The organism is Williamsia sp. 1138, from assembly GCF_002095435.2.
In the GTDB taxonomy this organism is placed as follows: Bacteria; Actinomycetota; Actinomycetes; order Mycobacteriales; family Mycobacteriaceae; genus Williamsia.
This window is the reverse complement of the sequence record NZ_MJEJ02000023.1, coordinates 25027-49018: the sequence shown is the minus strand read 5'-3', so window position 1 is coordinate 49018 and position 23992 is coordinate 25027. Positions and strand designations below refer to the sequence as shown.

24 protein-coding genes are annotated in these 23992 nt (G+C 64.5%); 9 read left to right on the top strand and 15 right to left on the bottom strand.

All coding sequences use genetic code 11. The annotated features are described in order from the left end of the window. Positions 1–7 precede the first annotated feature (7 nt). The 5 genes from BH683_RS02835 to BH683_RS02815 all read left to right on the top strand — a co-directional run bounded on the left by BH683_RS02835 (position 8) and on the right by BH683_RS02815 (position 5174). Complete coding sequence (locus BH683_RS02835; RefSeq protein ID WP_084834760.1) at positions 8–880, top strand: helix-turn-helix domain-containing protein; 873 nt, start codon at positions 8–10, stop codon at positions 878–880. A 145-nt stretch (positions 881–1025) separates the two neighbouring features. After that, positions 1026–1928, top strand: a complete 903-nt coding sequence (locus BH683_RS02830; RefSeq protein WP_084834773.1) for an enoyl-CoA hydratase — start codon at positions 1026–1028, stop codon at positions 1926–1928. Next, a complete protein-coding gene (locus tag BH683_RS02825; protein WP_084834759.1) occupies positions 1929–3104 on the top strand; it encodes an acyl-CoA dehydrogenase family protein in 1176 nt (391 codons plus the stop codon). Position 3105: 1 nt separating this feature from the next. Then, positions 3106–4080 (top strand): acyl-CoA dehydrogenase, encoded by a 975-nt coding sequence (locus BH683_RS02820; protein ID WP_084834758.1) that lies wholly within the window; start codon positions 3106–3108, stop codon positions 4078–4080. After that, the gene (locus BH683_RS02815) at positions 4077–5174 is read left to right on the top strand and encodes an acyl-CoA dehydrogenase family protein (protein WP_084834757.1); all 1098 of its coding nucleotides are present in this window, start codon (positions 4077–4079) and stop codon (positions 5172–5174) included. Before BH683_RS02820 ends, BH683_RS02815 begins: the two co-directional genes overlap by 4 nt. A gap of 67 nt (positions 5175–5241) precedes the next feature. Here BH683_RS02815 and BH683_RS02810 read toward each other — a convergent pair whose 3' ends face one another. The 8 genes from BH683_RS02810 to hsaA all read right to left on the bottom strand — a co-directional run bounded on the left by BH683_RS02810 (position 5242) and on the right by hsaA (position 13440). Continuing rightward, a complete protein-coding gene (locus BH683_RS02810; protein WP_084834756.1) occupies positions 5242–5874 on the bottom strand; it encodes a TetR/AcrR family transcriptional regulator in 633 nt (210 codons plus the stop codon). Continuing rightward, positions 5871–7346, bottom strand: a complete 1476-nt coding sequence (locus BH683_RS02805; protein WP_084834755.1) for an MFS transporter — start codon at positions 7344–7346, stop codon at positions 5871–5873. Before BH683_RS02805 ends, BH683_RS02810 begins: the two co-directional genes overlap by 4 nt. Positions 7347–7465: 119 nt before the next feature. Next, positions 7466–8599: a sulfotransferase gene (locus BH683_RS02800; RefSeq protein WP_084834754.1), complete on the bottom strand. Its 1134-nt coding sequence runs from the start codon at positions 8597–8599 to the stop codon at positions 7466–7468. Positions 8600–8611: 12 nt separating this feature from the next. Continuing rightward, the gene (locus tag BH683_RS02795; protein WP_084834753.1) at positions 8612–9409 is read right to left on the bottom strand and encodes an SDR family oxidoreductase; all 798 of its coding nucleotides are present in this window, start codon (positions 9407–9409) and stop codon (positions 8612–8614) included. Continuing rightward, positions 9406–10608, bottom strand: a complete 1203-nt coding sequence (locus BH683_RS02790) for a hypothetical protein (RefSeq protein ID WP_084834752.1) — start codon at positions 10606–10608, stop codon at positions 9406–9408. The genes BH683_RS02795 and BH683_RS02790 overlap by 4 nt, the downstream gene beginning before the upstream one ends. Positions 10609–10671: 63 nt before the next feature. After that, positions 10672–11244 (bottom strand): 3-hydroxy-9,10-secoandrosta-1,3,5(10)-triene-9,17-dione monooxygenase reductase subunit, encoded by a 573-nt coding sequence (gene hsaB, locus BH683_RS02785; protein ID WP_084834751.1) that lies wholly within the window; start codon positions 11242–11244, stop codon positions 10672–10674. 3 nt (positions 11245–11247) lie between these two features. Then, entirely contained in the window at positions 11248–12168 is a 921-nt protein-coding gene (gene hsaC, locus BH683_RS02780; protein ID WP_084834750.1) for an iron-dependent extradiol dioxygenase HsaC, read from the bottom strand. A gap of 90 nt (positions 12169–12258) precedes the next feature. Further along, positions 12259–13440 carry a 3-hydroxy-9,10-secoandrosta-1,3,5(10)-triene-9,17-dione monooxygenase oxygenase subunit gene (gene hsaA / locus BH683_RS02775; protein WP_084834749.1) on the bottom strand — a complete coding sequence of 394 codons (1182 nt, stop codon included), beginning with the start codon at positions 13438–13440 and terminating at the stop codon, positions 12259–12261. Positions 13441–13666: 226 nt separating this feature from the next. Between hsaA and BH683_RS02770 the strand changes: the two genes are divergently transcribed. Both BH683_RS02770 and BH683_RS02765 read left to right on the top strand, forming a co-directional pair. Further along, positions 13667–14869, top strand: a complete 1203-nt coding sequence (locus BH683_RS02770) for a Rieske 2Fe-2S domain-containing protein (RefSeq protein WP_084834748.1) — start codon at positions 13667–13669, stop codon at positions 14867–14869. Positions 14870–14882: 13 nt separating this feature from the next. Further along, positions 14883–15242, top strand: coding sequence for a hypothetical protein (locus tag BH683_RS02765; protein WP_084834747.1), 360 nt, complete (start codon positions 14883–14885; stop codon positions 15240–15242). Positions 15243–15311: 69 nt separating this feature from the next. On the opposite strand, the gene BH683_RS02760 is transcribed toward BH683_RS02765, so the two are convergent. From BH683_RS02760 to BH683_RS02735, 6 genes are all read right to left on the bottom strand, one after another. Further along, positions 15312–16307: a hypothetical protein gene (locus tag BH683_RS02760; protein WP_084834746.1), complete on the bottom strand. Its 996-nt coding sequence runs from the start codon at positions 16305–16307 to the stop codon at positions 15312–15314. A 72-nt stretch (positions 16308–16379) separates the two neighbouring features. Further along, positions 16380–16943, bottom strand: coding sequence for a hypothetical protein (locus tag BH683_RS02755; protein WP_084834745.1), 564 nt, complete (start codon positions 16941–16943; stop codon positions 16380–16382). Further along, positions 16940–18019 (bottom strand): hypothetical protein, encoded by a 1080-nt coding sequence (locus tag BH683_RS02750; RefSeq protein ID WP_084834744.1) that lies wholly within the window; start codon positions 18017–18019, stop codon positions 16940–16942. Before BH683_RS02750 ends, BH683_RS02755 begins: the two co-directional genes overlap by 4 nt. Before the next feature lie 89 nt (positions 18020–18108). Continuing rightward, complete coding sequence (gene dmpG / locus BH683_RS02745) at positions 18109–19185, bottom strand: 4-hydroxy-2-oxovalerate aldolase (RefSeq protein WP_084834743.1); 1077 nt, start codon at positions 19183–19185, stop codon at positions 18109–18111. 1 nt (position 19186) lies between these two features. Continuing rightward, positions 19187–20098, bottom strand: coding sequence for an acetaldehyde dehydrogenase (acetylating) (locus BH683_RS02740; protein ID WP_084834742.1), 912 nt, complete (start codon positions 20096–20098; stop codon positions 19187–19189). A 57-nt stretch (positions 20099–20155) separates the two neighbouring features. Beyond that, the gene (locus tag BH683_RS02735; RefSeq protein WP_084834741.1) at positions 20156–20944 is read right to left on the bottom strand and encodes a 2-keto-4-pentenoate hydratase; all 789 of its coding nucleotides are present in this window, start codon (positions 20942–20944) and stop codon (positions 20156–20158) included. Positions 20945–21132: 188 nt separating this feature from the next. On the opposite strand from BH683_RS02735, the gene kstD reads away from it, so the two are divergent. Together kstD and BH683_RS02725 are read left to right on the top strand one after the other, a co-directional pair. Next, on the top strand, positions 21133–22884 hold the full coding sequence (kstD, locus tag BH683_RS02730) for a 3-oxosteroid 1-dehydrogenase (protein WP_084834740.1): 1752 nt from the start codon (positions 21133–21135) through the stop codon (positions 22882–22884). Further along, positions 22884–23744, top strand: a complete 861-nt coding sequence (locus BH683_RS02725; RefSeq protein WP_084834739.1) for a MaoC/PaaZ C-terminal domain-containing protein — start codon at positions 22884–22886, stop codon at positions 23742–23744. The genes kstD and BH683_RS02725 overlap by 1 nt, the downstream gene beginning before the upstream one ends. An 88-nt stretch (positions 23745–23832) precedes the next feature. Here the strand turns inward: BH683_RS02725 and BH683_RS29125 are convergent, their stop codons facing one another. Beyond that, the gene (locus BH683_RS29125) at positions 23833–23958 is read right to left on the bottom strand and encodes a hypothetical protein (RefSeq protein WP_281492263.1); all 126 of its coding nucleotides are present in this window, start codon (positions 23956–23958) and stop codon (positions 23833–23835) included. Between the last annotated feature and the right edge of the window lie 34 nt (positions 23959–23992).

The following is a 23992-nucleotide window of genomic DNA, read 5'->3' as shown; positions in this document are numbered from 1 at the left end:
TGAAAATATGACACTCACGGTAGGTGACACAGAGTCGGAAGGTCAACCCTCACCGCCCACGCAACGCGTGGTGCGGGTGATCGAGTTGCTGGCGGACAACCCCGGCGCGGCGATCACGCTGGCCGAGATCGTCCGGCGGACCGGCTTCTCGCGCGCCACCGCTCACGCTGTCTTGGCCCAGCTGACCAGGAGTGGATGGGTCACGCGCGAAGACGGGCACTTCACGATCGGCGCCGGATTCGTCGCCCTGGCCAGGCACGCCGAGCGTGGCTATCCCCTGCGACGGCTGGCCGCACCTCTGGTGCACGAACTCGCCGCAGACCTCGACATGCCCGTGTTCCTCGCCGAACGACAGGGCGCCCGGATCACCGTGACCGAGCTGGTCGGCATCCCGGCCATGGACTGGATCCGGCCCGGACGGCACATCCCCCTCCGCCCGCCGGTATGCCGCGAGTTCGTCGCCTGGTCGCCCGAAGAAGACATCGAGCAATGGATCAACGCGGCCCCGCAAGGCGCTCGTGATCGCCTGCGCGAGGTCCTCGAGGTCATCTGTGATCGTGGTTATGCGATCGAGAGGTTGACCGCCGACCACGCGGAGATGATCGGGGCGCTTGCGTCCCTGCGGGATTCACCGGTATCGGACACACTTCGCTCTCGGGTGGCCGGATTGCTCACCGAGCTCACCACGATCGACTACCTGCCCGAAGAGTCCGAGGGGCACGTGGCGGTCGTAACCGTCGGAGCGCCCATCATCGACCCCGGCGGAGTCGTGGTCGCGTCGATCGTGGCTTGTCCCAACCGCGAGATGCTCGCCGCCGAGATGGAGCAGATCGGCAAAGCCGTGGTCGCGGCGGCCGACCGGGCCGCCGTCGCCCGCTGACCACCAGCGTCGACGCAGGAACCCCAGGATCCCGCATCGGCAGGCACGGCGATATCAGGTACTACTCCCGGCCTGACATCGCGTAGAGACGAAAACGTGCCGTGACCACGGGCTGGGTTTACCAACCAAGCACTTGCTAGGTATGGTGGTCGATGTGACGATCCCGAGCCCCCTCAGTGCCGAAGAACTAGGTCCGGACACCTCGCCCGTGGCGTACGAAACGGCCGACGCCATCGCGTACATCACCCTCAACCGTCCCGAGTTCCGCAACGCGCAGAACTCGGTGATGACGTACTCGCTCGACGCCGCGTTCGTGCGCGCGGTCGACGACTCCAACGTGAAGGTGATCGTTCTACGCGCTGCCGGCAAGCATTTCTCGGCAGGCCACGACATCGGGACTCCGGAGCGCGACTTTCACGTCAAGTATCCGAACACTGCGTCGCTCTACTGGGACCACACCGACCGGGTCGGCGGCGACCAGCGTCTCGCGCGCGAGACCGAGGTGTACATGGGGATGTGCCGGCGATGGCGCGAGATCCCCAAGCCCGTGATCGCCCAGGTCCACGGCGCGTGTATCGCCGGTGGTCTGATGCTCGCGTGGATCTGCGACTTCATCGTCGCCTCCGACGACGCCTTCTTCTCCGATCCCGTGGTGAAGATGGGCATTCCCGGCGTCGAGTACTTCGCCCACGCTTTCGTTCTCGGTCCGCGCCGGGCCAAAGAGATCCTCTACACCGGCGAGCGGTTCGGCGCCGACAAGGCCCTCGAATGGGGAATGGTGAATCACGTTGTGCCGCGCGATGAATTGACCGCCAAAGTCGACGAGATCGCCGGACGAATCGCTCAGATGCCGCAACTGGGTCTTGCGCTGACGAAGAAGGCCGTCAACATCTCCGAAGATCAGATGGGTCTTCGGAACGCGATGGATTCGGTGTTCGGCTGGCACCACTTCTCGCACAGTGCGAACGCCGAAGCACCCGAAGGCGACCCACTCGGCGGGATGGACGCGAAGTCCATGAAGGCCGGCGCAGACAAGCAGGGCTCGTAGATGGACCTGTTGTTCGACGACGCCGCCGACGAGTTCCGCGCGGAGATCCGCGGGTGGCTCCACGACAACGTGCCCAGCACGCCCTTACGCTCGATGGACAGCGCTGAAGGGTTCGAGGAACACCGGCAGTGGGAACGCACCATGGCCGACGCCCGGATGTCGGTGGTCAGCTGGCCGGAGGAGTTCGGCGGTCGCGACGTCCCGCTGCTGCACTGGCTGATCTTCGAAGAAGAGTACTACCGCAGCGGAGCGCCCGGTCGGGTCAGCCAGAACGGCATTTTCTTGCTTGCCCCAACTCTTTTCGAGCACGCCAATCCGGACCAGCTGGCCCGCATCATGCCGCGGATGGCCCGTTCCGACGACATCTGGGGCCAGGCGTGGAGTGAACCCGAAGCCGGCAGCGACCTCGCGTCCCTGCGCTCCACGGCCACCCGTACCGATGGCGGATGGCTGCTCAACGGACAGAAGACGTGGAGTTCCCGATCCAGCTTCGCCGACTGGGGCTTCGGACTCTTCCGTTCCGACCCCGATTCCACCCGGCACCGCGGCATCACCTACTTCATGTTCGATCTGCGCGCCGACGGCGTCACGGTACGACCCATCAATCAGCTCGACGGCGAACCGGGGTTCGCGGAATTGTTCCTGGAGAACGTCTTCGTGCCAGACGATCCCGACGCACCCGGCGACTCCGGCGTCATCGGGGCGGTCGACAACGGTTGGAAGGTCGCGATGAGCACCGCGGCGAACGAGCGGGGACTCTCGCTGCGGTCACCCGGTCGTTTCCTTGCGACCACCGACCGGTTGCTCGCTCTCTGGAACGATGCCGATCCGGCAACCCGGTCCGGGGTCGGCGCTCAGGTCGCAGATGCGTGGATCGGGGCAAAGGCCTACGAACTCTCCACCTACGCAACGGTCAGCAGGCTCGCCGAAGGCGGCCAACTCGGGATGGAGTCATCGATCAACAAGGTGTTCTGGTCACAGTGGGACATCGCCACCCACGAGACCGCGCTGGACCTGCTCGACGTCGACGCAGAACTCGCGACACCGCACCCGTCGGGTCCCTGGATGGATGGCTATCTGTTCTCCCTGTCGGGACCCATCTACGCCGGTACCAACGAGATCCAGCGCAACGTGATCGCCGAACGACTACTCGGGCTGCCGCGAGGGGACCGCTGACATGAGATTCCTTCTCGAAGAAGAACATCACGATCTGGCGGCTTCGATCGACTCGATGCTGGCCAAATCAGAACTGCCCGCGGTGATCAGGGCCTGGAACAGCGGCGACGTCGAACCAGGACGCGCCGTGTGGGCCAAGCTCGCAGAGACCGGTGTGAACGCGTTGCTCGTCACCGAGGACGACGGCGGCATCGGCGCCGGCGCGGTGGAGATGGTGGTCGCGGTCGAGCAACTCGGCCGCCACGGCGTGCCCGGGCCCGTCGCCGAAACAATTGCTGCCGCACCCATTCTGCTGCGCGATGCTGGCCTCACCGATCAGCTGGGAGCGATGGCCGAAGGTGAGGTGGTGACGCTTGCGATGCCGCCGCACGTTCCCTACGCGGTGGACACCGCTTTCGCCTCGCACACCTATCTGGTCGAAGGCGCGGCGCTGAGCGCTGCGGTCGCCACCGATTCTCGGGCATCGGTCGACCTGGCCAGGACGCTGTCCGTTGTTCGGGCAGGCGATCATCTCGCAGATGTCGACACCGGCCGCGCCTTCGATCACGGCGCATTGGCCACAGCCGCGCAGCTCATCGGTCTCGCCCAGACGATGCTGACGCTGAGCAGTGAGTACGCGAAGGCACGCAAACAGTTCGGCCGCGAGATCGGATCGTTCCAGGCCGTCAAGCATCATCTCGCCGACGTCGCCGTCGCCGTCGAGATGGCTCGCCCTCTGGTTCATGGCGCTGCACTCGCTCTCGATGGCCAGGTACCCGATCCGCAGTGGGCTTCGCGCGACGTGTCAGCCGCGAAAGTCGCTGCCGGCCAGGCTGCCTACCTGGCGTCGCGCGTGGGGCTGCAGGTGCTCGGGGCCATCGGTTACACCCAGGAGCACGACCTCTCGCTCTACCTCACGAAGACCCGGGCCCTGCTCACCGCATGGGGCACACCCGCAGCGCACCGCGCCCGCGTTTTGGAGTTGATCACCGCATGAGTCTGTATTCCCCCGGCATCGACACCGACGAGCAGGCCGCACTGCGCGATTCGGTAGCGTCACTGCTGCATCGGAAAGCTGATTCCGCAGCTGTTCGCGCAGCGACAACGGCTCCGGAGCGCTACGACCGCGAACTCTGGTCCACCCTGTGCGAGCAGATCGGCGTCGCGGCGCTGATCATTCCGGAACAGTTCGACGGAGTCGGGGCGAGTCTGACGGAGGCGCACGTCGTCCTCGAAGAGCTCGGCAGGCACCTGGCACCGGTACCGATGCTCGGCTCTGCGGTGTTGGCCACCTCCGCACTACTGCTCAGCGGCGACGACGAGGCCTGCGCGGCAACGCTCCCCACCCTCGCGTCCGGAGAAAAGGTTGCGGCCCTGTGCTGGGCGAATGCCGCAGGGTGGCGCGAGACCGGTGTACATGCGGGTGGTGGAATCCTTTCCGGAACGGCCCATTACGTACTCGACGGTGAATCCGCAGACACCTTGCTGGTACTGGCCAAGTCGGGCGGACTGGTCACGTTGCACCAGGTGGACGCGAACGCAGACGGTGTGACCCGGGTCGCGAATCCGACGATGGATCCCACCCGCCCCCTCGCGACCATCACCTTCGACGATGTCGACGCCATCACCATCCCGACACCGTCTGGTATCGAGGACAACCTGCGCGCCATCGCCTTTGTCGCGCTGAGTGCCGAACAGGTCGGCGCGGCACGCGCCGCGCTCGATCTGACGGTCGAATACACCAAGTCGCGCAAACAGTTCGGCCGCGTGATCGGGTCGTTCCAGGCCCTCAAACACCGCATGGCCGACATGTACGCTCTCACCGAGACCGCACATTCGATCTCGTATGCAGCCGTCGATGCGCTGGTCACCGCAGCGCCCGACGCGCTGGATCTCGCCGACAGCGCGCGCATCTACTGCTCAGAGGCGTTCTCCCACATCGCCGGTGAGACGATTCAGCTACACGGCGGAATCGGCATCACCTGGGAACACGACGCCCAGCTGTTCTTCAAACGCGCACACGGGAGCGCACAGCTCTTCGGCCAGCCGCGGGATTCACTCGAACGTCTCGCCCGCGCCGCCGGTCTGTAGCAATCCCCCGGGAGTTTCGGCACGCTCGACACGAGTTCGGGCACGGTCGACGGTCGCTTCAGCACGGTCAACGGGGGTTGAGGCGGGCGAGCACCTGAGCCATCTCGTCTTCCGACACCGGGGTCGCATCGAGCTGCTCGGCGTCCGGGCGCAGGCCGGCGATCATGATGGCCAGGGCTCTGCGCCAACCGGAGTCGGTGATACCTCGGGTGGTTTCGACGACGCCGCGCATCGCCCAGAAGACCACGTCGAGATCGGTCAGCCCAACGTCACTTCGAACCCGGCCGTGTGACTTCGCACCGGCCAACAACTCGGCGAGTATCGTCCGGAACTCGCGCTTGTGGGCGGCGGTCTCGTCGTCGTTCCACACCCGGGACAGACAGCCCCTGTTGGTCGCCTGGATGGTGCCGACCCCGTACATCAGCTGCTCGAGCCCCTCGCCGCGCGGAGCTGCCTGCGCCGCGTGGGCCGCCTGCACGAAGTCACTGAACACCTGCCGCACCAGTTCGCTGATGAGCGCTTCCTTGGTGGGAAATCGTCGGTAGAGCGTGCCCGTACCGACGCCGGCGCGCCGGGCGATCTCGTCCACCCCGACCTCCAGGCCGCGCTCGCTGAACACCGCGGCAGCAGCGTCGAGTAACCGCTGCCGATTCTCGGCTGCATCACGGCGGAGCACCTTCTCGGTGGTTGCGGACTTCATTCCGACTTCGCGCCCGACAGCGTGCCGCCGGCGACCATGGCCAGTTCGGGGTGCGGCAGATCAGGGGTGTCTTCGAGGTGGGTCGTGGTGTTCCGCTTCACCGTGGGAATGAACAAGGCTGCGACCGAGGCCAGAACACCGGCCGCACCGAGCATCGCGAACCCGTTGGTGTATCCCGATTCAACAGGAACGCCCGAAGACGACGCCCCTACGGCGACGACGCTGGCCATGAACGCAGCACCCAAGGAGCCGCCGATGGTTCGGATGTTGGCGTTCATTCCGCTGGCCACGCCGGTCTGTTCTTGGGGTACCGAGGCCACCACCACGTTCGACATCGACGAGAAGACCAATCCGAATCCGATGCCAGAGATCGCATTCGCGAGGTAGATGTCGATCTCGGACGAATGCAGGAACGCCAACATGAAGTAGCTGCCCGCTGTGATGAGCGATCCGACGACCAAGAGGTTCTTGGAACCGAAACGCGCCGCGAGTCGACCGGAGAAGAGTCCGACCGCGAACATCGCGACCGCGTTGGGCAGGAGCATCAATCCCGATTCGGTGACCGAGGCACCGAACCCGTAACCGGCCGACGACGGAGCCTGCAAGAACTGCGGCAGGAACCCCAGGCCGGCGTACATGCCGACGCCCATCAGCAAGGCGATGAGATTGGCCGCCCACACACCGCGGATACGCATCATCTTCATGTCGATCAATGGATTCGACGACCGTGACTCAGCGACGATCCATGCCGCCACCACCACCACTGCAACCACGAGCAGGCCGATCACCTTCGGGGAGCCCCAGCCCCACTTGGGGGCCTGACTGACGGCGAGCAGGAGGGCGACGAGCCAGGCAGACAGCAGAAATGCTGTCAGCCAGTTGATCCTTCCGCGGGTCCGGATCGGGGACTCGGGGATCAGGACCAGGGCGGCAACGCCGGCAAGGCTGGTGATGATCAGCGGGATCCAGAACAGCCAGTGATAACCGAGGAGTTCGACGATCGGGCCGGCCAGCACGATGCCGGCACCGGCACCGACGGAGATCAGGGCGGCGATGAGGCCGATCGCGCCGGGCACCTTGGCTCTGGGGAACTCGTCTCGGATGATTCCGAAGGCCAGGGGCAGCACGCCGCCGCCGATTCCCTGGACGACACGCGCGATGATCATCACCGTCAGGGTCGACGCCAGCGCGGCGAGCAGTGAACCCGCCGCGAGTGCGGCGAGCGCGATGACGAACACGCGCTTCTTGCCGTACATGTCGCCGAGTCGTCCCATGATCGGCGTGGATATCGAGGCCGACAGCAGGTAGGCGGTCAGCACCCAGGTCACATTTGTCTGATTGGTACCCAGCTCCACCTCGACGGTGGGGAGCACCGGCATCACGAGGGACTGCAGCAGGGCGAAGGCTGCGACGCCGACGGTGAGCACGGCAAACGTGATCTGGTGGTGCGTCCGGCTGGGCGCGGATGTCATGCGAACTCCTGAGTGCTAACCGGAGCCGACGCTCCGCATCTCAGAAACATATCAGCTCAACCGGAGCAATCACTCCGGATAGCGAACAACATCACAGCTCCGTTCGCGCGAGGCCACCGTCATTCGAACGCGGCGTTGACCTCGGCCTCGGTGAGTCCGTAGTCCTCGAGCGAGTACTTGTGCACCGGCTTGCGGTCGCCGGACTTGCTCTCTTCGTCCAGCGCTCGCATCTCGGCGGCGGCGGTGTCGCTGAGATCCAGCCCAAAGGTCCGGTAGATGTTCTCCACCGTGCCCATCGGATCGGTGCGGAAATCCTTGAAGTCGACATCGATGAACTGAGCCGGGTCGTACTTGGCCCTGGCCGCATTGAAGGAGTGCAGTCCCCGCGACCACAGTTCGAGCTGCGTCTTTCCGATCAACTCGCCGTTGAAGACGGTCGACCACCCTTCACCCGCGGCCTCGGCGAGGCTGCACATCGAGGGAATGATCGTGGCCGGCGGCCGATGTGTCTGGATGATCAGCGCGTCAGGGTAGACGGCCATCAACTCGTCGAGCGCGAACAAGTGGCTCGGATTCTTCAGGATCCATCGACGCTCGGGCTGGTTGAGCCCGATCAGCTGCAGATTCTTCTTGTGCCGGGTGTAGGCATTGGTCCAGTTCTGCTGTTGCAGCCACTGCGAGTACGTCGGGAGATACGACAGCGACTCATACGAGATGGACTTGAAGGTCTGGCGGAGCAACTGCCAGCACTCCTCGACGTCGGACGCACTCATGTAGTGCAACCCCATAAACTCGGGATTCTCGACGTGATGCTGTTCGAGGCCGCTCTGGATCTCCTGGAACACCGGATTCGACTCCCACGTGTCCCGCGGAGGCCGCGGTTGCGGGAACTCGGCAAGCCACATCTCCAGCCCCTGATGCCCGGGGTCGGCCGTCAGCAATCGATGCAAGGCGGTGGTCCCGGTTCGGGGCAGACCGGTCACGAAGATGGGCCGTTGCACCGGCGCGGTCGCGTACTCCGGGTTGGCCTTCCACGACGCCTCACTCAACAGCCGGGCGACCAACGCGCCACGCAGGAAATACCGATTCATCTTGCTGCCGAGCTCGGTCATCCCCGCGTCCCGCACATACGACTCCAACAGCACGCCGAGCGCCTCGGTGTAGTCGTCGACGCCGAAGTCGTCGAGGCCACAGGCCTTGGTGGCGGAGGCATGCAGGTCTTCCACCGTGCCGACATCTGTTCTGGTGGTCATGGAGCGCTCCTTCTAGACGTGGTACTCGCCGCAGTTGACATCGAGGGTCTGACCGGTGATGGCGCTGGCCCAATCAGATGCCAAGAACACTGCCGCCCGAGCGATCTCATCGGGTTCAGGTAAACGCTTGAGGTCGGACTTCGACGCAGTCTGCTCGTACACCTGCTCGGGTGTGATGCCGTATTTCTTCGCGACCTCACTGAAATACCACTTCAACTGGTCATCCCAGATGTAACCGGGGGCGACGGTGTTGATGCGAATCCCCTTCTCCCCCAACTCGGTGGCAAGCGTCTGTGACATCGCGAGCAATGCCGCCTTGGACAACTTGTAGCTGCCGTACCGCGGTTCGGAGTGCCGCACGACCATCGAGTTGATCATGACGATGGCACCGGACGACTTCTCGAGCTCATCGGTGAAGGCCTTGGTCATGCGAAGGCCACCCAGCACGGTCAGGTCGAGGCTGGATCGGATGTGATCGAAATCAGTGCGTGCCAACGGCTTCATCGAGGGCAACGAGAAGGCGTTGTTGACCAGCACGTCGACTTTGCCGAACTCGGAGACCGTTGCGGCGACGAGCGCCTCGACCGCCGCGTCGTCGGTGATGTCTGTCGGCACCTGGAGTGAAACACCACCCGCGGCGTCGATCTCTTCGGCGATCCTGGCAAGTCGCGATTCCGTCCGTGCGGCGAGGACCACCTTCGCTCCGGCTGCCGCGGCCTGCAGAGCGATCGAGCGGCCGAGACCGGGACCGACTCCGCCGACCACCACGACCTTGTCCGCGAGCAGCCCCGGGTTCCCCACGGCGTTCATCCGAGCATCCGCTGCGCGAAACCACGCTGACGCGAAGCGATACGCTCACGCCAGCCGGCCTCGTCGATGGTGTTGCTGTCGTGATACGGCAGATGCGCCGCGACGTCGCCCACGTCGATGATCGCCACCGACGGCCCGTCGGACTCGGAGAGCTCGCGTGAGACCCGCTGCCACCTGAACTGTGCAATGCCCCGCTGTGTGCCGGTCGTCTCGATCCAGTTGGCGATACCGGGGTTCTGTTTGCTGACGACCAGCCGGATCATGCCATCCGGATCGACCTGTGCCTGCGCCGCGTTCAGACTCGTCTGATGGTTGACGTAATCAAGCGAGATGTACCACATGCTCCCGAGCTGAAATCCCTGGTATGGCGCATCGGATTTCGGGACGGTGATCACCATGGCCTGGTTGTCGGCGAGGTCGTAGTGGCCCACCGATGAGAATTGGGTGCTGAGTCCGCCGGGGGTCAACCGAGGTGCCGTCAGGGTGTTGACCGGGAGATCCAGATAGAACCATTTGGGAAAGTTGAACCAGGTGTTGATGCGGGACAAGAGCATCTTGCCCGCGATCTGATAGCGGCGGGTGATCTGGGGCAGTCCGGCTTCCTGCGGCGCCGTACCGACCGTGTCGACGCGCTCGATACGTAGTTGCCCTTTGTGCGCCGACCAATCGCTGTAGACCTCGCGCACCGCGAGCATCGACGACCCCTCGCCCAGCACAAAGTAGTTCGGGCCCGGATCGTCCTTCGGTGGCCCGAACCGGAGCGTGAACGAGCCGTCCGGTTCGATGTCGAGGCGGCGGTCGTCGAACGCGTCATCACCGCCCGGCACGTCAGTCGCGGTGTAGTCACCTTTGAGCACCTGGAAGCTCAGATCCGCGGTTTCGCCGCGGGTTCCGGTGATCACATACTCGGCATCGGCTTCGACGTTGGCGTGGTAGTAGAGCGTATCGGGGTTGTCGAGACCCATCTTCGTGTAGGGGCCGGTCGACGTCACGAAGAACGGATGACTCTTGCCGTACGCCCACGCCATCTGCAGACTGGCTCGGATACTGCCGGCGAGGTAGTCGTAGCCCTCTGCGAGATCATCGTCGTTGCGAATGAAATCTGCTAAGGCGATCAGCTTCTCGGCTTCGGCGACTGCCGCCGCGAACGGCGCCGTCACGTCAGGGGTGACGGTCGTATCAGTAACGGGGGTGGTCATCTCGCTCCTCTTTGAACGGCCGCAGCACTGAAAGTGCCCGCATGCTTCGGTTACCGCCTCGGGCTACAGCCAGGTGTCGCCGCCGGTCCAGGTCAGGAAGTTCTCGAGTTCCGCCTGAGCCGGGGTGACGTGCGGATGCTCGGTGGACAGGTAACCACCACGGTAGAACAGCAAAGGCTTGTCCTGCAGCACTTCCCCCAAAGTCTTGACCCTTCCGATCACGATGAAGTGATCTCCGCCGTCGTCGACGCGTTCGAGGGTGCAGTCGACCCACGACAGTGAGTGTTTGATCACCGGGAGGCCCAGCGGCGAAGGGTCCCATTCGATTCCGGCGAACTTGTCGTCGCCGGGGGCACCGAACGCCGCACTCACGTTCTGCTGGTTGTTGGAGAGCACGTTGACACAGAACTTCTCGCTCTGCTCGATGACCTTCCAGCTCCGCGAAGTCTTCATGGGACAGAACAGGACGAGCGGCGGATCGAGTGAGAGCGCGGCGAAGGACTGACACGCGAAACCGACCGGGGTGTCGTCCGGCGTCACCGTGGTGATGACGGTGACACCGGTACAGAACTGGCCCATGGCGGTGCGGAATTGCCGGCCGTCGAACTCGTCGGTGCCGAGCGGATGCGAGACCATGTCTCAGGCGTTCTTGAATCCGATGGAGAAATCATGGCCCCACAGACTCACCGCGGTGCTTTCTCGCGCGATCCACTCGTGGTCATCCACCTGCCTTCCCTCGCAACCGAATTCGACATCGAACCCACCGGGGGTCTTCATGTAGAACGAGTACATCAGGTCGTTGACGTGGCGACCGAGGGTTGCCGACATCGGGACCTTCTTACGAAGTGCACGGTCATGTGCGAGCCCCACGTCGTCGGTGTTCTCCACCTCGATCATCAGGTGGACGATGCCCGTGTCGTTCGGGAACGGCAGGAAGGCGAGACTGTGATGCCGCGGATTACATCCGAAGAACCGCAGCCACGGTGGCTCATCGCCCTTTTCGCGACCCACCAACTCCGGCGGCAGTCGCATCGAGTCCCGAAGCCGAAAGCCGAGTACGTCTCGGTAGAACCGCAGAGAAGCGGCGTCGTCATCGGTGGTCAGGACAACGTGCCCTAGGCCCTGCTCCCCGGTCACGAACTTGTGGCCGTAAGGACTGACCACCCGGCGATGCTGCAAGGCCACCCCGTGAAAGGCCTCGAGCACATTGCCGGATGGGTCCTCGAACACCACCATCTCGACGACCTGACGATCCTCGAGCTCTTCGTCCTTGCCCTCACGGAAGATCACACCCGCGGCAGACAGGCGATCGCGAACTTCCTGTAACGCTGCCGCATTGGCGCATTCCCAGCCCGAACTCGCAAGGTGGTCACGATCACTCGGCACGATCACCAGGCGGGCCGGGAAATCGTCCATCCGCAGATAGAGCGCATTCTCGGTGGAGCCCGAACCCTCTGACATGCCGAGGACCTTGAGCCCGAACTCGCGCCAGGCGCCCATGTCCGTGGCGTCGATACGCATGTAGCCAAGAGAACGAATCGGGCCCAGCGTTTCAGTCATCGTCGAACTACTCCTTCGAAAGTGGTGGCTTCTGGTGAGTCCGACCTGGGCGTTGGCTCGCCCGAACCCACCATTTCCGGGTTGCGGGTGTCAGACCATGGTGTCCCCGATGGGGATACCGAACTCGCCGTTACCGAATGCCACATATGCACGCTCGGCGTCGTTTGCAGCGTGAACTCGCCCGGCGTGGGCATCACGCCAGAACCGCTGGATCGGGGTGTCGCTGTCGAGCGCGTGGGCTCCCGAGTTCTCGAAGAGACGGTCGATCGACGCGACGGCACGGCCGGTGGCGCGGACCTGGTCGCGACGAGCCTTGAGCCGCAACTCCATCGGGACCTCTTCGCCGGCGACCAACAGGTCGTACTCGGCCTGTAGGTTTCCCGAGAGTTGGGTCCAGGCAGCATCGATGTCGCTCGCGGCCTCGGCGATACGCACCTTCGCGAACGGGTCGTCCTTCGCCTTCTCGCCGGCGTAGGCGGCGCGCACGCGCTTTCCCTGATGCTCCACGTGGGCCGCGTAGGCGCCGTAGGCCATTCCGACGATCGGTGCCGAGATGACACTGGGATGTACCGAGCCCCAGGGCATCTTGTAGACGGGCGCGGTGTTCTTCTCGAGCCCTGGCGCGGTGCCGGTGCTCATCGCCCGGAAACTGAGCATCCGGTGGCTGGGCACGAAGACGTCCTTGACATCGATCGTGTTGGAGCCGGTGCCCTTGAGACCCACCACATGCCACACATCACGAATCGTGTAGTCCGAGCGCGGGATCAGGAAGCTGACGAAGTCGACGGGCTTGCCGTTCTTGATGACCGGTCCTCCGAGGACCACCCACTCGGCGTGACCGCATCCCGACGACCAGGCCCATGACCCGTTGACCTTGTATCCACCGTCGACGACCTCACCCATACCCATGGGGGCGTACGAGGACGAGATGCGCACCGAGGTGTCTTCACCCCAGACGTCTTCTTGAGCCTGCTGCGGGAAGAGGGCGAGGTGCCAATTGTGGACTCCGATGATGCTGGAGACCCAGCCGGTGGAACCGCACGCCGACCCGATGCGCCTCACGGCCTCGTAGAAGGTCACGGGGTCGACCTGGTAACCACCCCACTGCTCGGGTTGCAACAGCCGGAAGAAACCGACGTCGGCCAATGAAGCGATCGTCTCATCCGGGATCTGGCGCAGGTCCTCGCACTCCTGGGCCCGCTGTTCGATCTCAGGTAGCAACGCGCTGATCTTTTCCAACACCTCTGCGCCCGCCTGGCTGCGATCACTCATCGAGCAACTCCTTGCTGTCGTTCCACGTCGTCGTTTCAAGACTAGAACACGTTCTCATTTATGTCGAGTACTGGGGGTTTACCCCGCAATCTCGCGGGAAACCCTCAATCAGCTGGCGTGCCACGGCAGAGTTTTGTAACATGTTCTAGTAAGCGAAGGCGCTTAAATCAGCCGACGCGGCAGATGCGCAGCTCACCGCGACATCGCCAGACCTAGGGAGCAGAAGATGGTGGAGACGAAGGCGAAGGCCGGGATCGACAACAGTGCCGACGGCGGCGCCGTTCGCGAGATCGACACCGGCACGCCACCGACCCGCTTCGCCCGCGGTTGGCACTGCCTCGGCCTGTTGTCCGACTACGACGACGGCAAGCCCCACTCGGTGACGGTGTTCGGTACCAAGCTCGTGGTGTGGGTCGCCGAGGGTGAACTGAAGATCCTCGACGCGTACTGCCGGCACATGGGCGGGGATCTCTCGCAAGGCTCGATCAAGGACGGCAACATCGCCTGCCCCTTCCACGACTGGCGCTGGAAGGCCAACGGCCGGTGTGCCGGCGTCCCCTATGCGAAACGCGCTCCGAAGCTGGCCAAGACCCGGTCGTGGCCCGGGATGATCCGCAACGGCCAGGTCTTCGTCTACAACGATCCCGAGGGCAATCCCCCGCCGGACAACGTGGTGATCCCCGAACTCGAGGAATTGAACAGCGATCAGTGGACCGGCTGGACCTGGAACACGATCGTGATCGAGGGCTCCAACTGCCGCGAGATCATCGACAACGTCGTCGACATGGCGCACTTCTTCTACGTCCATTACTCGTTGCCGGACTACTTCAAGAACGTCTTCGAAGGCGAAACCGCCGCGCAGTACATGAACTCGCACGGCAGGCCGGACGTCGACATCATGACGGCGTACGGCGACACCAAACTCGAATCGATAGCGGCGTACTACGGCCCGGCCTACATGCTCAACCCGATGGTCCAGTACTACGGCGGATACGCGATCGAGACGATCCTGACGAATTGCCACTACCCGATCGACAACAACTCATTCGTGCTGATGTACGGCGTGATCGCCAAGATTCCCGAGGGTCTCACCGCGGAGCAGGCGGACAAGATGGCCACGAAGATCACGGCAGGCATCGAAGTCGGTTTTCTCCAGGACGTCGAGATCTGGAAGCACAAGAGCCGCATCGACAATCCGTTGCTGGTCGAGGAAGACGGCCCGGTGTATCAGCTGCGGCGCTGGTACGAGCAGTTCTACGTCGACGTCGCCGATGTCACCGAAGAGATGACGCAGCGCTACGAATACGAGATCGACACCACCAAGGCCGTCGAGAACTGGAATCTCGAGGTGCAGGAGAACATCCGGCTCAAGGCCGAACGCGAAGCGAAGACCGGAGAACCGGCCGAGAAGGTGGACGCGGCGACATGACGAAGGGGCACTCATGACGCTCAGCTGGTCCAAGGCCCCGGACTTCACTGCCGATCCGGAGCGGAAAGCCGCTGTCGAGGAGGCGACCACCCGGGACAAAGAGCACTATCTGCGGGGCGGTCTGACCGAGATCGAGTGCCGGACCTGCCACGCCCGCGTGATGGTGAAGAAGTACAGCCCCCACCACACGAGCGTGCAGTGGACCTCGCAGGCCAGGGACAACTGCCCCGAGTTCAAGGCGATCCGCGCCGAAGGCGGGAACCCGGCGATGTTGCCGACGTGCCCGCGGATGTCGGCGAGCATCGATCACGGAGTCAGTGAGGGGATCATCCCCAGAGAGTCTCCCGACGTCGACCCCGACGGTTACTACTGACCGCCCGAGTAGTTCCGATCGCTCCAGTAGTCCCGATCACCCGGGTACTCCTGAGGATTAACGTCTGATCTACTGCTGGCCGTACGGCCCGAACTGCTGTCCCGGCTGTTGTCCCTGACCCGGCTGCTGTCCCTGTCCCGGCTGTTGTCCAGGGCCCGGATAGTTCTGGCCGTACCCCTGACCGGGTTGCTGTCCGAACCCCTGACCCGGCTGCTGGGTATAGCCCGGACCTGGTTGTCCCTGCTGCGGGCCCTGGCCCGGCCACCCGTATCCCTGAGGCGGTTGCTGACCGTAACCCTGTCCCGGGGTCGGTCCGTACCCGGGAGACCTCTGAGTGCCCGGAGGGCGACCTGCCGGGGTCGTGAGCGCGAAGAACACCGACAGCCCGCCGGCGATCAGTGCGGCCAGCGCCCCGATCGTCACCAGCCAGAGCCCGAAGCCGGCATCCGAGACATCGGAGTCACCCGCGTCCTCGAGGACCGCCCCCGCCGGGCCGAACAGGTAGACCAACGTCAGGATGGTCGCGATCAGGCCGAGCACCGTTGCGGTGATGGCGCCGATGGCGGGGAACTTGTTGATGATCAGCGGCACGGCCGCTGCGATGATCAGCACGCCCAAGATCAACGTGAAGATGCCCGGCGATTTGGTGCTGTCCTCCAGCAACTGTGAGATCTCATCGCTCTCCGAGCCATCGACGGACACCGAGCCCATGCCGGATATCGAGACGCTCGCGAGCTCGTTGTCGTCGGCCGCCCAGCTGAAGAAACTGAACAGCACCATCAGCAGTCCGCCGACCGCCAGCGCTATGCCGGTGAATTTCAGGAAAGGACTCGACGACTCGGGAGCGAGCAGTCCGGTCGCGGACGGACGCGCCCCACCTGGCGCGCCGAACGCCGATTGATAGCCGGGTTGCGGCGACGGGTAGCCACCAGGTTGGTGGCCGCCGGGCTGATATCCACCTGCCTGGTATCCGCCGTGCGGCTGACCGGACCCACCGGGCGGAGGAAATCCACCCGGCTGACCGCCGGGCGGAGGGAAGTTGCCGGGTGGTGGGCCGTATGTCATCTGTCCCCCTGCTGTGAGTGGTTCGCCCGTCCCGCGGGCGCTACTGATCGAAATCGATCGTAACGCGCGTACTCACAGGCCGGTCGACGCAGGCGTTGCAGGCGACCGGACGGCCAGTACGAGAGCCCAGCCGGATACGACAAGGGCCACCACAGAACCAATTGCCACCAGCCAGAGTCCCCACCCGACGTCGCCGATGGACGAGTCTCCCGCGTTCTCGATCAGGGCGTCGACAGGATCGAAGAGGAAGAACAACACCCTGATCGTCGCAAGGAGGGACAGCACGGTGGCGACCGCGGCAGCGATCCCCGGGAATCGGTTGAGGATCAAGAACACCGCGGCGAGGATGAGCAACACACCGAAAACTGCAGTGGAGATTCCGGGAGATTTGCTGTTGTCCTCGAGCAGCTGCTCGAGTTCTCCTGAGCCGGAGCCGAATCCACCCTCGATCGATACTGAACCCATACCGGTCACCGCCGCACTGAAGAGCTCGTCTTCGGCGGAGGCCCAACTGAAGAAACTGCAGATCACCATCACGGCACCTGCCAGAGCAAGGACGATGCCGGCCGGCTTGAGTTTGGGATCCACCGACCGCCGAGCAAGGAGCCCGGAGCCGGACGCATGGCCACTCGTCATCGTCCATCCTCTCCGTGCACGTCGGTTCGGGGCGCCGGCGCACGTCGCGGTGGCGGGCGCTGACCGGGCGGCATGCCCCTGTCCGGCGGGATCTGGCCAGGCGGCACAGGTCCTGGCGGTACCGATCGAGGAAGCCGATCTCGACCTCTTACCGGCTGAGCCACAGTCGGATACGAGTTCGGGAGGGGCCGAGGCCGTGGAGCCGGACGGTATCCGGGCTGAGCGGGCGGTGGGCGTCGTCCCATCGGCCCATCACCGCCACTCTGGCGGGCGCGGTGCCCCGGTTCGGGCCGGAAGCTCGGGCGGGGTGCAGCCGGCGGTACCGGCGGGGCGGTGGGCCGGGCTCCGCGGCGCCTCGCAGGCGGTGTGGCCGGCGCCGGAGAGTCGGCTCTGGGCCGGGGCGCCGCGGTCTCCGTCGCGGGAGATCGCCCTCCGCGTAGCGCAATGATCGTGCCGGATCCGGACGCTGCCAGCGCACCGAACGCACCGATGGCGACCAGCCAGAGTCCGAGGCCGGCGTAACCGATGCCGGTACTGCCGGCGCCATCGAGCACGGCGTCACCAGGTGCGAAAAGGTACTCCAACGACATGAACACCGCGATGAGCGCAAGGACGGCACCTGCCGCGGCTCCGAGTCCGGCGTAGCGGCCTCGCACCATGAAGATCGCTGCGCCCACCAGCAGAGCACCGAGCAGCGCCGTGACGATCCCTGGTGACTTGGCGCGCTCGTCGAGTTCGGCCGCGACGTCGGTGGACCCACCCAGAGCTTGAGCTCGCGCCTCCGACGCCTCGAACGACACCGAACCCATCCCGGTCACCGACAAGCTCAGACTGTCGTCTGATGCGCTCGCCCAGGTCAGGAAACTGCAGACGACGACGAGCACACCCGCTGCGGCGAGCGCCAGACCGACGAACCGCAACCGCGTATCGCCGGATGCGGACGCGAACAACCCACCGCCCGTCGTCGACCGACGGCGATCATCACTGGCGGCGGGCACCGTGCGTGGTCGGCGCCCCGAGGTCGTCCCGGAAGTCTGCCAACTGCCGGGATCGACACGCGACCGGTCGTACGTCATGGGCCCTCACCGATCACCTCGCGTGGAGTCCGACTCGCATCCGAGTCGTCAATTCGGACAAATGGTAACCCGAGCCATCTGCTCAGGCGTCATACTCCGGCGTTGGCGTCCTGCTTTTTCTTGAGCTCGAGGGCGATGTCTATCAGCTGGTCCTCCTGGCCACCGACCAGTTTGCGGCTGCCGGCCTCCAACAGGATCTCTGCCGCCGACACCCCGTATTTCTCGGCGTGGCCTTCGGCGTGCTTGAGGAAGGAGCTGTAGCAGCCTGCATAGCCCATCATCATCGCCGGACGGTCGACGAGGCACTCGGTGGGCATCACCGGCCGCACCACATCTTGGGCGGCATCGGCGATCTTCATGAAATCGATGCCGGTGCTGATGCCGAGCTTGTCGCAGACCCCCACAAACGCCTCGACCGGTGTATTACCCGCGCCGGCGCCGAATCTACGCACCGATCCGTCGATCTGCTGCGCGCCGGCCCGCACCGCCGCAACGGAATTGGCGACGGCGATGTCGAGGTTCTCGTGGCCGTGAAAGCCGATCTGGGCATCGTCACCGAGCTCGGCCTTGAGCGCCGACACCCGATCGGAGACCTGTTCGAGGACAAGCGCTCCGGCTGAATCGACGACGTAGACGCACTGGCATCCGGCATCGGCCATGATCCGTGCCTGCTTGGCCAGGACCTCCGGCGGCTGGCTGTGGGACATCATCAGGAAGCCGACGGTCTCGAGACCGAGTTCGCGGGCGAGCCCGAAGTGCTGGATCGACACGTCGGCCTCGGTGCAGTGCGTCGCGATCCGGCAGATCTGGGCTCCGTTGTCCTGAGCGGCCCGGATGTCGTCCTTGATCCCCAGTCCTGGCAGCATCAGGAACGCGATCTTCGCCGACGTCGCGGTCTCCACTGCCGCCTTGATCAGCTGCTGCTCAGGGGTTTTGGAGAAGCCGTAGTTGAACGACGAGCCGCCCAGACCATCACCGTGCGTCACCTCGATCACCGGGACTCCCGCGCCGTCGAGGGCGCCGACGATATCGCGGACCTCCTGCTCGGTGAACTGGTGCCGCTTGTGATGGCTGCCGTCACGCAGGGACGAATCCGTGATGCGGATGTCCAAGTCGTCGCTGTACTTGCGAGCACCGGCCATCAAATCGGTTGAGTTGGCGAACATGTCACACACCTACCTTCGCTGCGAGCTTCTGCTTGGCGATCTCTTCGCCGACCTTGGTGGCTGCGGCGGTCATGATGTCCAGGTTGCCTGCATACGGCGGCAGGAAATCCCCGGCGCCCTCGACCTCCACGAAGATCGACACCCTGGCCATGCCGCCGTTGCCGACGCTGGGCGGATCGAACTGTGGGTCCTGGAGCAACCGATACCCGGGTACGTACTCCTGGATCTCCCGCTCCCGCTTGCGAATCGACTCTGCGATCGCATCGAGGTCGGCGTCTTCGGGAATCGCACAGAAGATCGTGTCGCGCATGATCATCGGCGGGTCGGCCGGATTGAGGATGATGATCGCCTTACCGCGATCGGCACCACCGATCGTCTCGATCCCGCGGGATGTGGTCTTGGTGAACTCGTCGATGTTGGCGCGCGTACCGGGTCCCGCCGATTCCGACGACACCGAGGCAACGATCTCCGCATAGACCACCGGGACAACCGATGACACCGCATGCACCATCGGGATGGTCGCCTGGCCGCCGCACGTGATCATGTTCGTGTTGGGTGCGTCGAGGTGCTCGCGCAGGTTCGCCGGTGGCACGACCGCCGGACCCACTGCCGCGGGGGTCAGATCGATGGCGGTGATGCCGGCTGCCTCGTACTTCGGTGCGTACTCGCGATGCACATAGGCCGAGGTGGCCTCGAAGATGAGGTCGGGCTTCTCCGTGGACGCGAGCAGTTCGTCAGCGCCGCCTGCCATGGTGATCAGTCCGCGGTCAGCCGCCCGCTTCATGCCTTCGGAGTCGGCGTCGATGCCGACCATCCATCGCGGTTCGATGACCTCGGATCGGGCCAACTTGTACATGAGGTCGGTTCCGATGTTGCCCGACCCGATGATCGCGGCGGTGAGCTTGTCTGACACTAGAACTCCTGACATTGAAAACGTTTGCGAACGTGTGTTGTGCGAGATGCGGTGGGCTCAGGTGAAATCGAGGGTGACACTGCCCAGGCCGACGAAATCGGCCACGAAGTGATCGCCCGAACGGATGTCGATCGCCCGGGTCGCCGTCCCCGGCAAGATCACGTCGCCCTTGCGCAGGCGCACCCCGAAACTCTCGACCTTGCGCGCCAGCCACGACACAGCTGTGAGCGGATGGCCGAGGACAGCACTCGAGTTGCCCTCGGCGATCAACTCCCCGTTGCGATGCAGTGTGGCGTCGATGTTGCCCGTGTCGATGTCGGCGATCGCGACCCGCTGCTCCCCCAGCACCCACCCACACGACGACGCGTTGTCGGCGATCGTGTCGGGCAGGGAGATCTTCCAATCACGGATACGGGAATCGATCAACTCGATCGACGGAACCACCCACTCGACCGCAGCGATCACATCCTCATTGGTGCAGCCCGCCCCGGGCAGATCCTCACCGAGAATGAATCCGACCTCCACCTCAACCCTCGGGAAACAGAACTTCGTCGCATCGATCGGGGTGTGCTCGTGGTACTGCATCACATCGAGCAGATGCCCGTAGTCGGGCTCGTCGACGCCCATCATCTTCTGCATCGCTTCCGAGGCGAGCCCGACCTTGTGGCCCGCAACCCTTGCCCCGGCCTCCAGACGCTTGCGAATATTGATCAACTGGATCTCGTAGGCGTCGGTGACGTCGATGTCCGGGAACGCGACAACCGGCGGATCGACGGCCACCGCCGTCGCCTCCGCCCTGGCCAGTTCGTCGGCGATCTGGTGACGCTGCTGGTCGGTGATCGTCATGGTCTGCCTCGCTCTCCTACCGGCCCAGCGAACTGGAACGTGTTTCTGTTTTGCCATCCATCAGGCACTCGCCAATGCCTTCCAGGCTGGTATAGCCTGCCTAGTGAGTCACTTTATAACGTGTTCTACCTTGGTGGTGGAAGTCGGCCGGCTCGAGAGACGTTTTTCGGCGCGCAAAGGGGTAATTGATGACCAGTTCGGACCACACTGGACCTGGACAGACCGGATCGGGGCAGACCTCGGTGGACGAGACCTTCGATGTGATCGTGGTCGGTGCTGGTGGCGCCGGGATGAGCACGGCGATCACTGCCGCGGCACACGGTCTCGACACCGTCATCATCGAGAAGTCTGCGTACTGGGGCGGGTCGACCTCGCGCTCCGGCGGCGGCGTGTGGATCCCGAACAACCAGGTCCTTCAGCGCGACGGCGTGAAAGACGACCCCGAGGCCGCGAGGACCTACGTGCGCTCGATCGTCGGCGACGGGGTGGCGCCTGAGCGGATCGACGCCTACATCGACCGTGGACCCGAGGCGTTGGCCTTTCTGACGGAGCACTCACCACTCGAACTCGAATGGGTCAAGAACTACTCCGACTACTACCCGGAGGCCCCGGGCGGACGCGTGGGCGGACGTTCGTGTGAGCCGAAACCCTTCGATTCCCGCAAGCTCGGCGACGACTTCAAGACGCTGCACCCGCCGTACACCAAGTCCCCGCTGAACGTGGTCGTGATGCAGTCGGACTACCGCTGGCTGAGCACCGGCCTACGGCACTGGAAAGGCCCGCTGCGTGCGGTGAAAGTCGGATCGCGCTTCATCTGGGCGAAACTCACCGGCAAGAAGCTCATCGCCATGGGAGCCGCTCTGATGGGCGAGCTGCTCCTGGGCGTGCGTCAGGCCGGGATTCCGTTGCGCCTGAACACACCCCTCGTGGATCTCGTCACCGAAGGTGGCCGGGTCGTCGGCGTCGTCGTCGAGTCGGACGGGCAGACAAAGACGTTGCGCGCCCGCCAAGGTGTGGTCCTGGCCTGCGGCGGATTCGAGCACAACGACGAGATGCGCCACAAGTACCAGCGGGAACCTATCGGTTCGCAGTGGACCACGGGCGCCGAGTCCAACACCGGTGACGGCATCAACGCGGGACTGAAGATCGGCGCGGGCGTGAGCTACATGGAAGACGCGTGGTGGGGGCCGACGATTCCGCTGCCGCGCGGCCCGTGGTTCGCGTTGTCCGAGCGGGCCCTCCCCGGCAGTTTCATGATCAACGATCGCGGCCGGCGATTCATGAACGAGTCCCTGCCGTACGTCGAGGCCGTCCACCAGATGTACGGCGGCGAGTTCGGGCAGGGAGAGGGCCCGGGCGAAAACCTGCCCTGTTGGCTCGTCTTCGACCAGACCTACCGCAATCGGTACATGTTCGCGTCGGTCTCCGGCCGGCAGCCGCTGCCGGGCAAGTGGTTCAAGTCGGGTGTGATCACCAAGGCGGACAGCCTCGCGGGCCTCGCAGAGAAGATCGGCGTGCCGGCGGACGGTTTGACCGAGACCGCACAGCGGTTCAACGCCTTCGCTGCAGCAGGCAAGGACGAAGATTTCGGGCGCGGCGTCAGCCAGTACGACCACTACTACGGCGACATCACCAACAAGCCCAATCCGAGCCTCGGCCCACTGAAGAAGGGGCCCTTCTATGCGGTGAAGATGGTGCCGGGCGATCTGGGCACCAAGGGCGGCATCAACACCGACGCCGCAGGACGAGCGCTGCGGGCAGACGGCTCCGTGATCGACGGGCTGTATGCCGCCGGCAACACCAGCTCGCCGGTGATGGGCCACACCTATGCCGGACCAGGAGCCACCATCGGACCCGCCATGGTGTTCGGATACCTTGCCGCCCTGGACATCGCGACCAACGCACAGAGCACTCGGGCCACCGAAGAGAAGGCGGGCTGATGCCGATCGATCCGGGCGTCGCCCTCGGCGCCGTGGTGGCCAAGGAGACGTTCAGCTGGAACGCGTCCGACGTCGCGCTCTACAACCTCGCCGTGGGCGCGGGGGCAGACCCGCTCGACGCTGCCGGCCTGGAATACCTCGACGACCGGCGGCCCAAGGTCCTTCCGGCGTTCGCCACGGTCGCGGCACACTTCCACGAGACCGAACCACCAAAGGTGTCCAAACCGGGCATCGAGATCGACCTGGGCTCGGTGGTGCACGGGGCGCAGGAAGTGCAGGTGCACAAGCCGATTCCGGCGGAAGGAACGGCCACCACCACCACCACGATCGTCGAGTTGCAGGACAAGGGCTCGGCCGCGGTCATCGTCGAGGAATCGAGCACCGTCGACGACTCCGGCGAGCCACTGTGGACGGCGCGGTCGTCCATCTTCTGTAAAGGTGAAGGCGGCTTCGGCGGCGAGCGTGGCACCTCGGACAAGGTCACCTATCCCGACCGAGAACCCGATCACGTCATCGAAGAGAAGACCCTTCCGCAGCAGGCCCTGCTTTATCGGCTGTGTGGAGACCGTAATCCCTTGCATTCCGACCCGGCGTTCGCCGAGAAGGCCGGGTTTCCCCGGCCGATCCTGCACGGTCTGGGCACCTACGGAATCGTGCTCCGCACGGTGGTCGATCAGCTCCTCGACGGCGACGTCGAGCGCGTCGCGAGCTACGGTGCCAAGTTCGCCGGAATCGTCTTTCCCGGCGAAACGCTGCGGATCAAGGTGTGGGAGGACGACTCCCGACTGCTGATCACCGTGTCAGTGGTCGAGCGGGACGATTCGCCCGCGCTCGGAAATGTAGTGCTCACCAAGCGGTAGAAGGTGACCGGGCAAGGACTTTGCTCACCGATCTTCACCTTGCTCGTGAAATATTGCGAGCAGGGCGGGAGTTTTCCGAGCGGAGCCGTCAGCCGGCGCTCATGAATATGGCAACGAGTCCGACGATGACGGCCACGAGTGAGGCCAGCATCGTAAGCACCCGCCACAGGCGGAGTTTGACTGCGGAGACGTCGTTGACCTGAGATGCGGCCATCGGATTCCCTCTCGTCCGAGTGCGGCTGATCCGG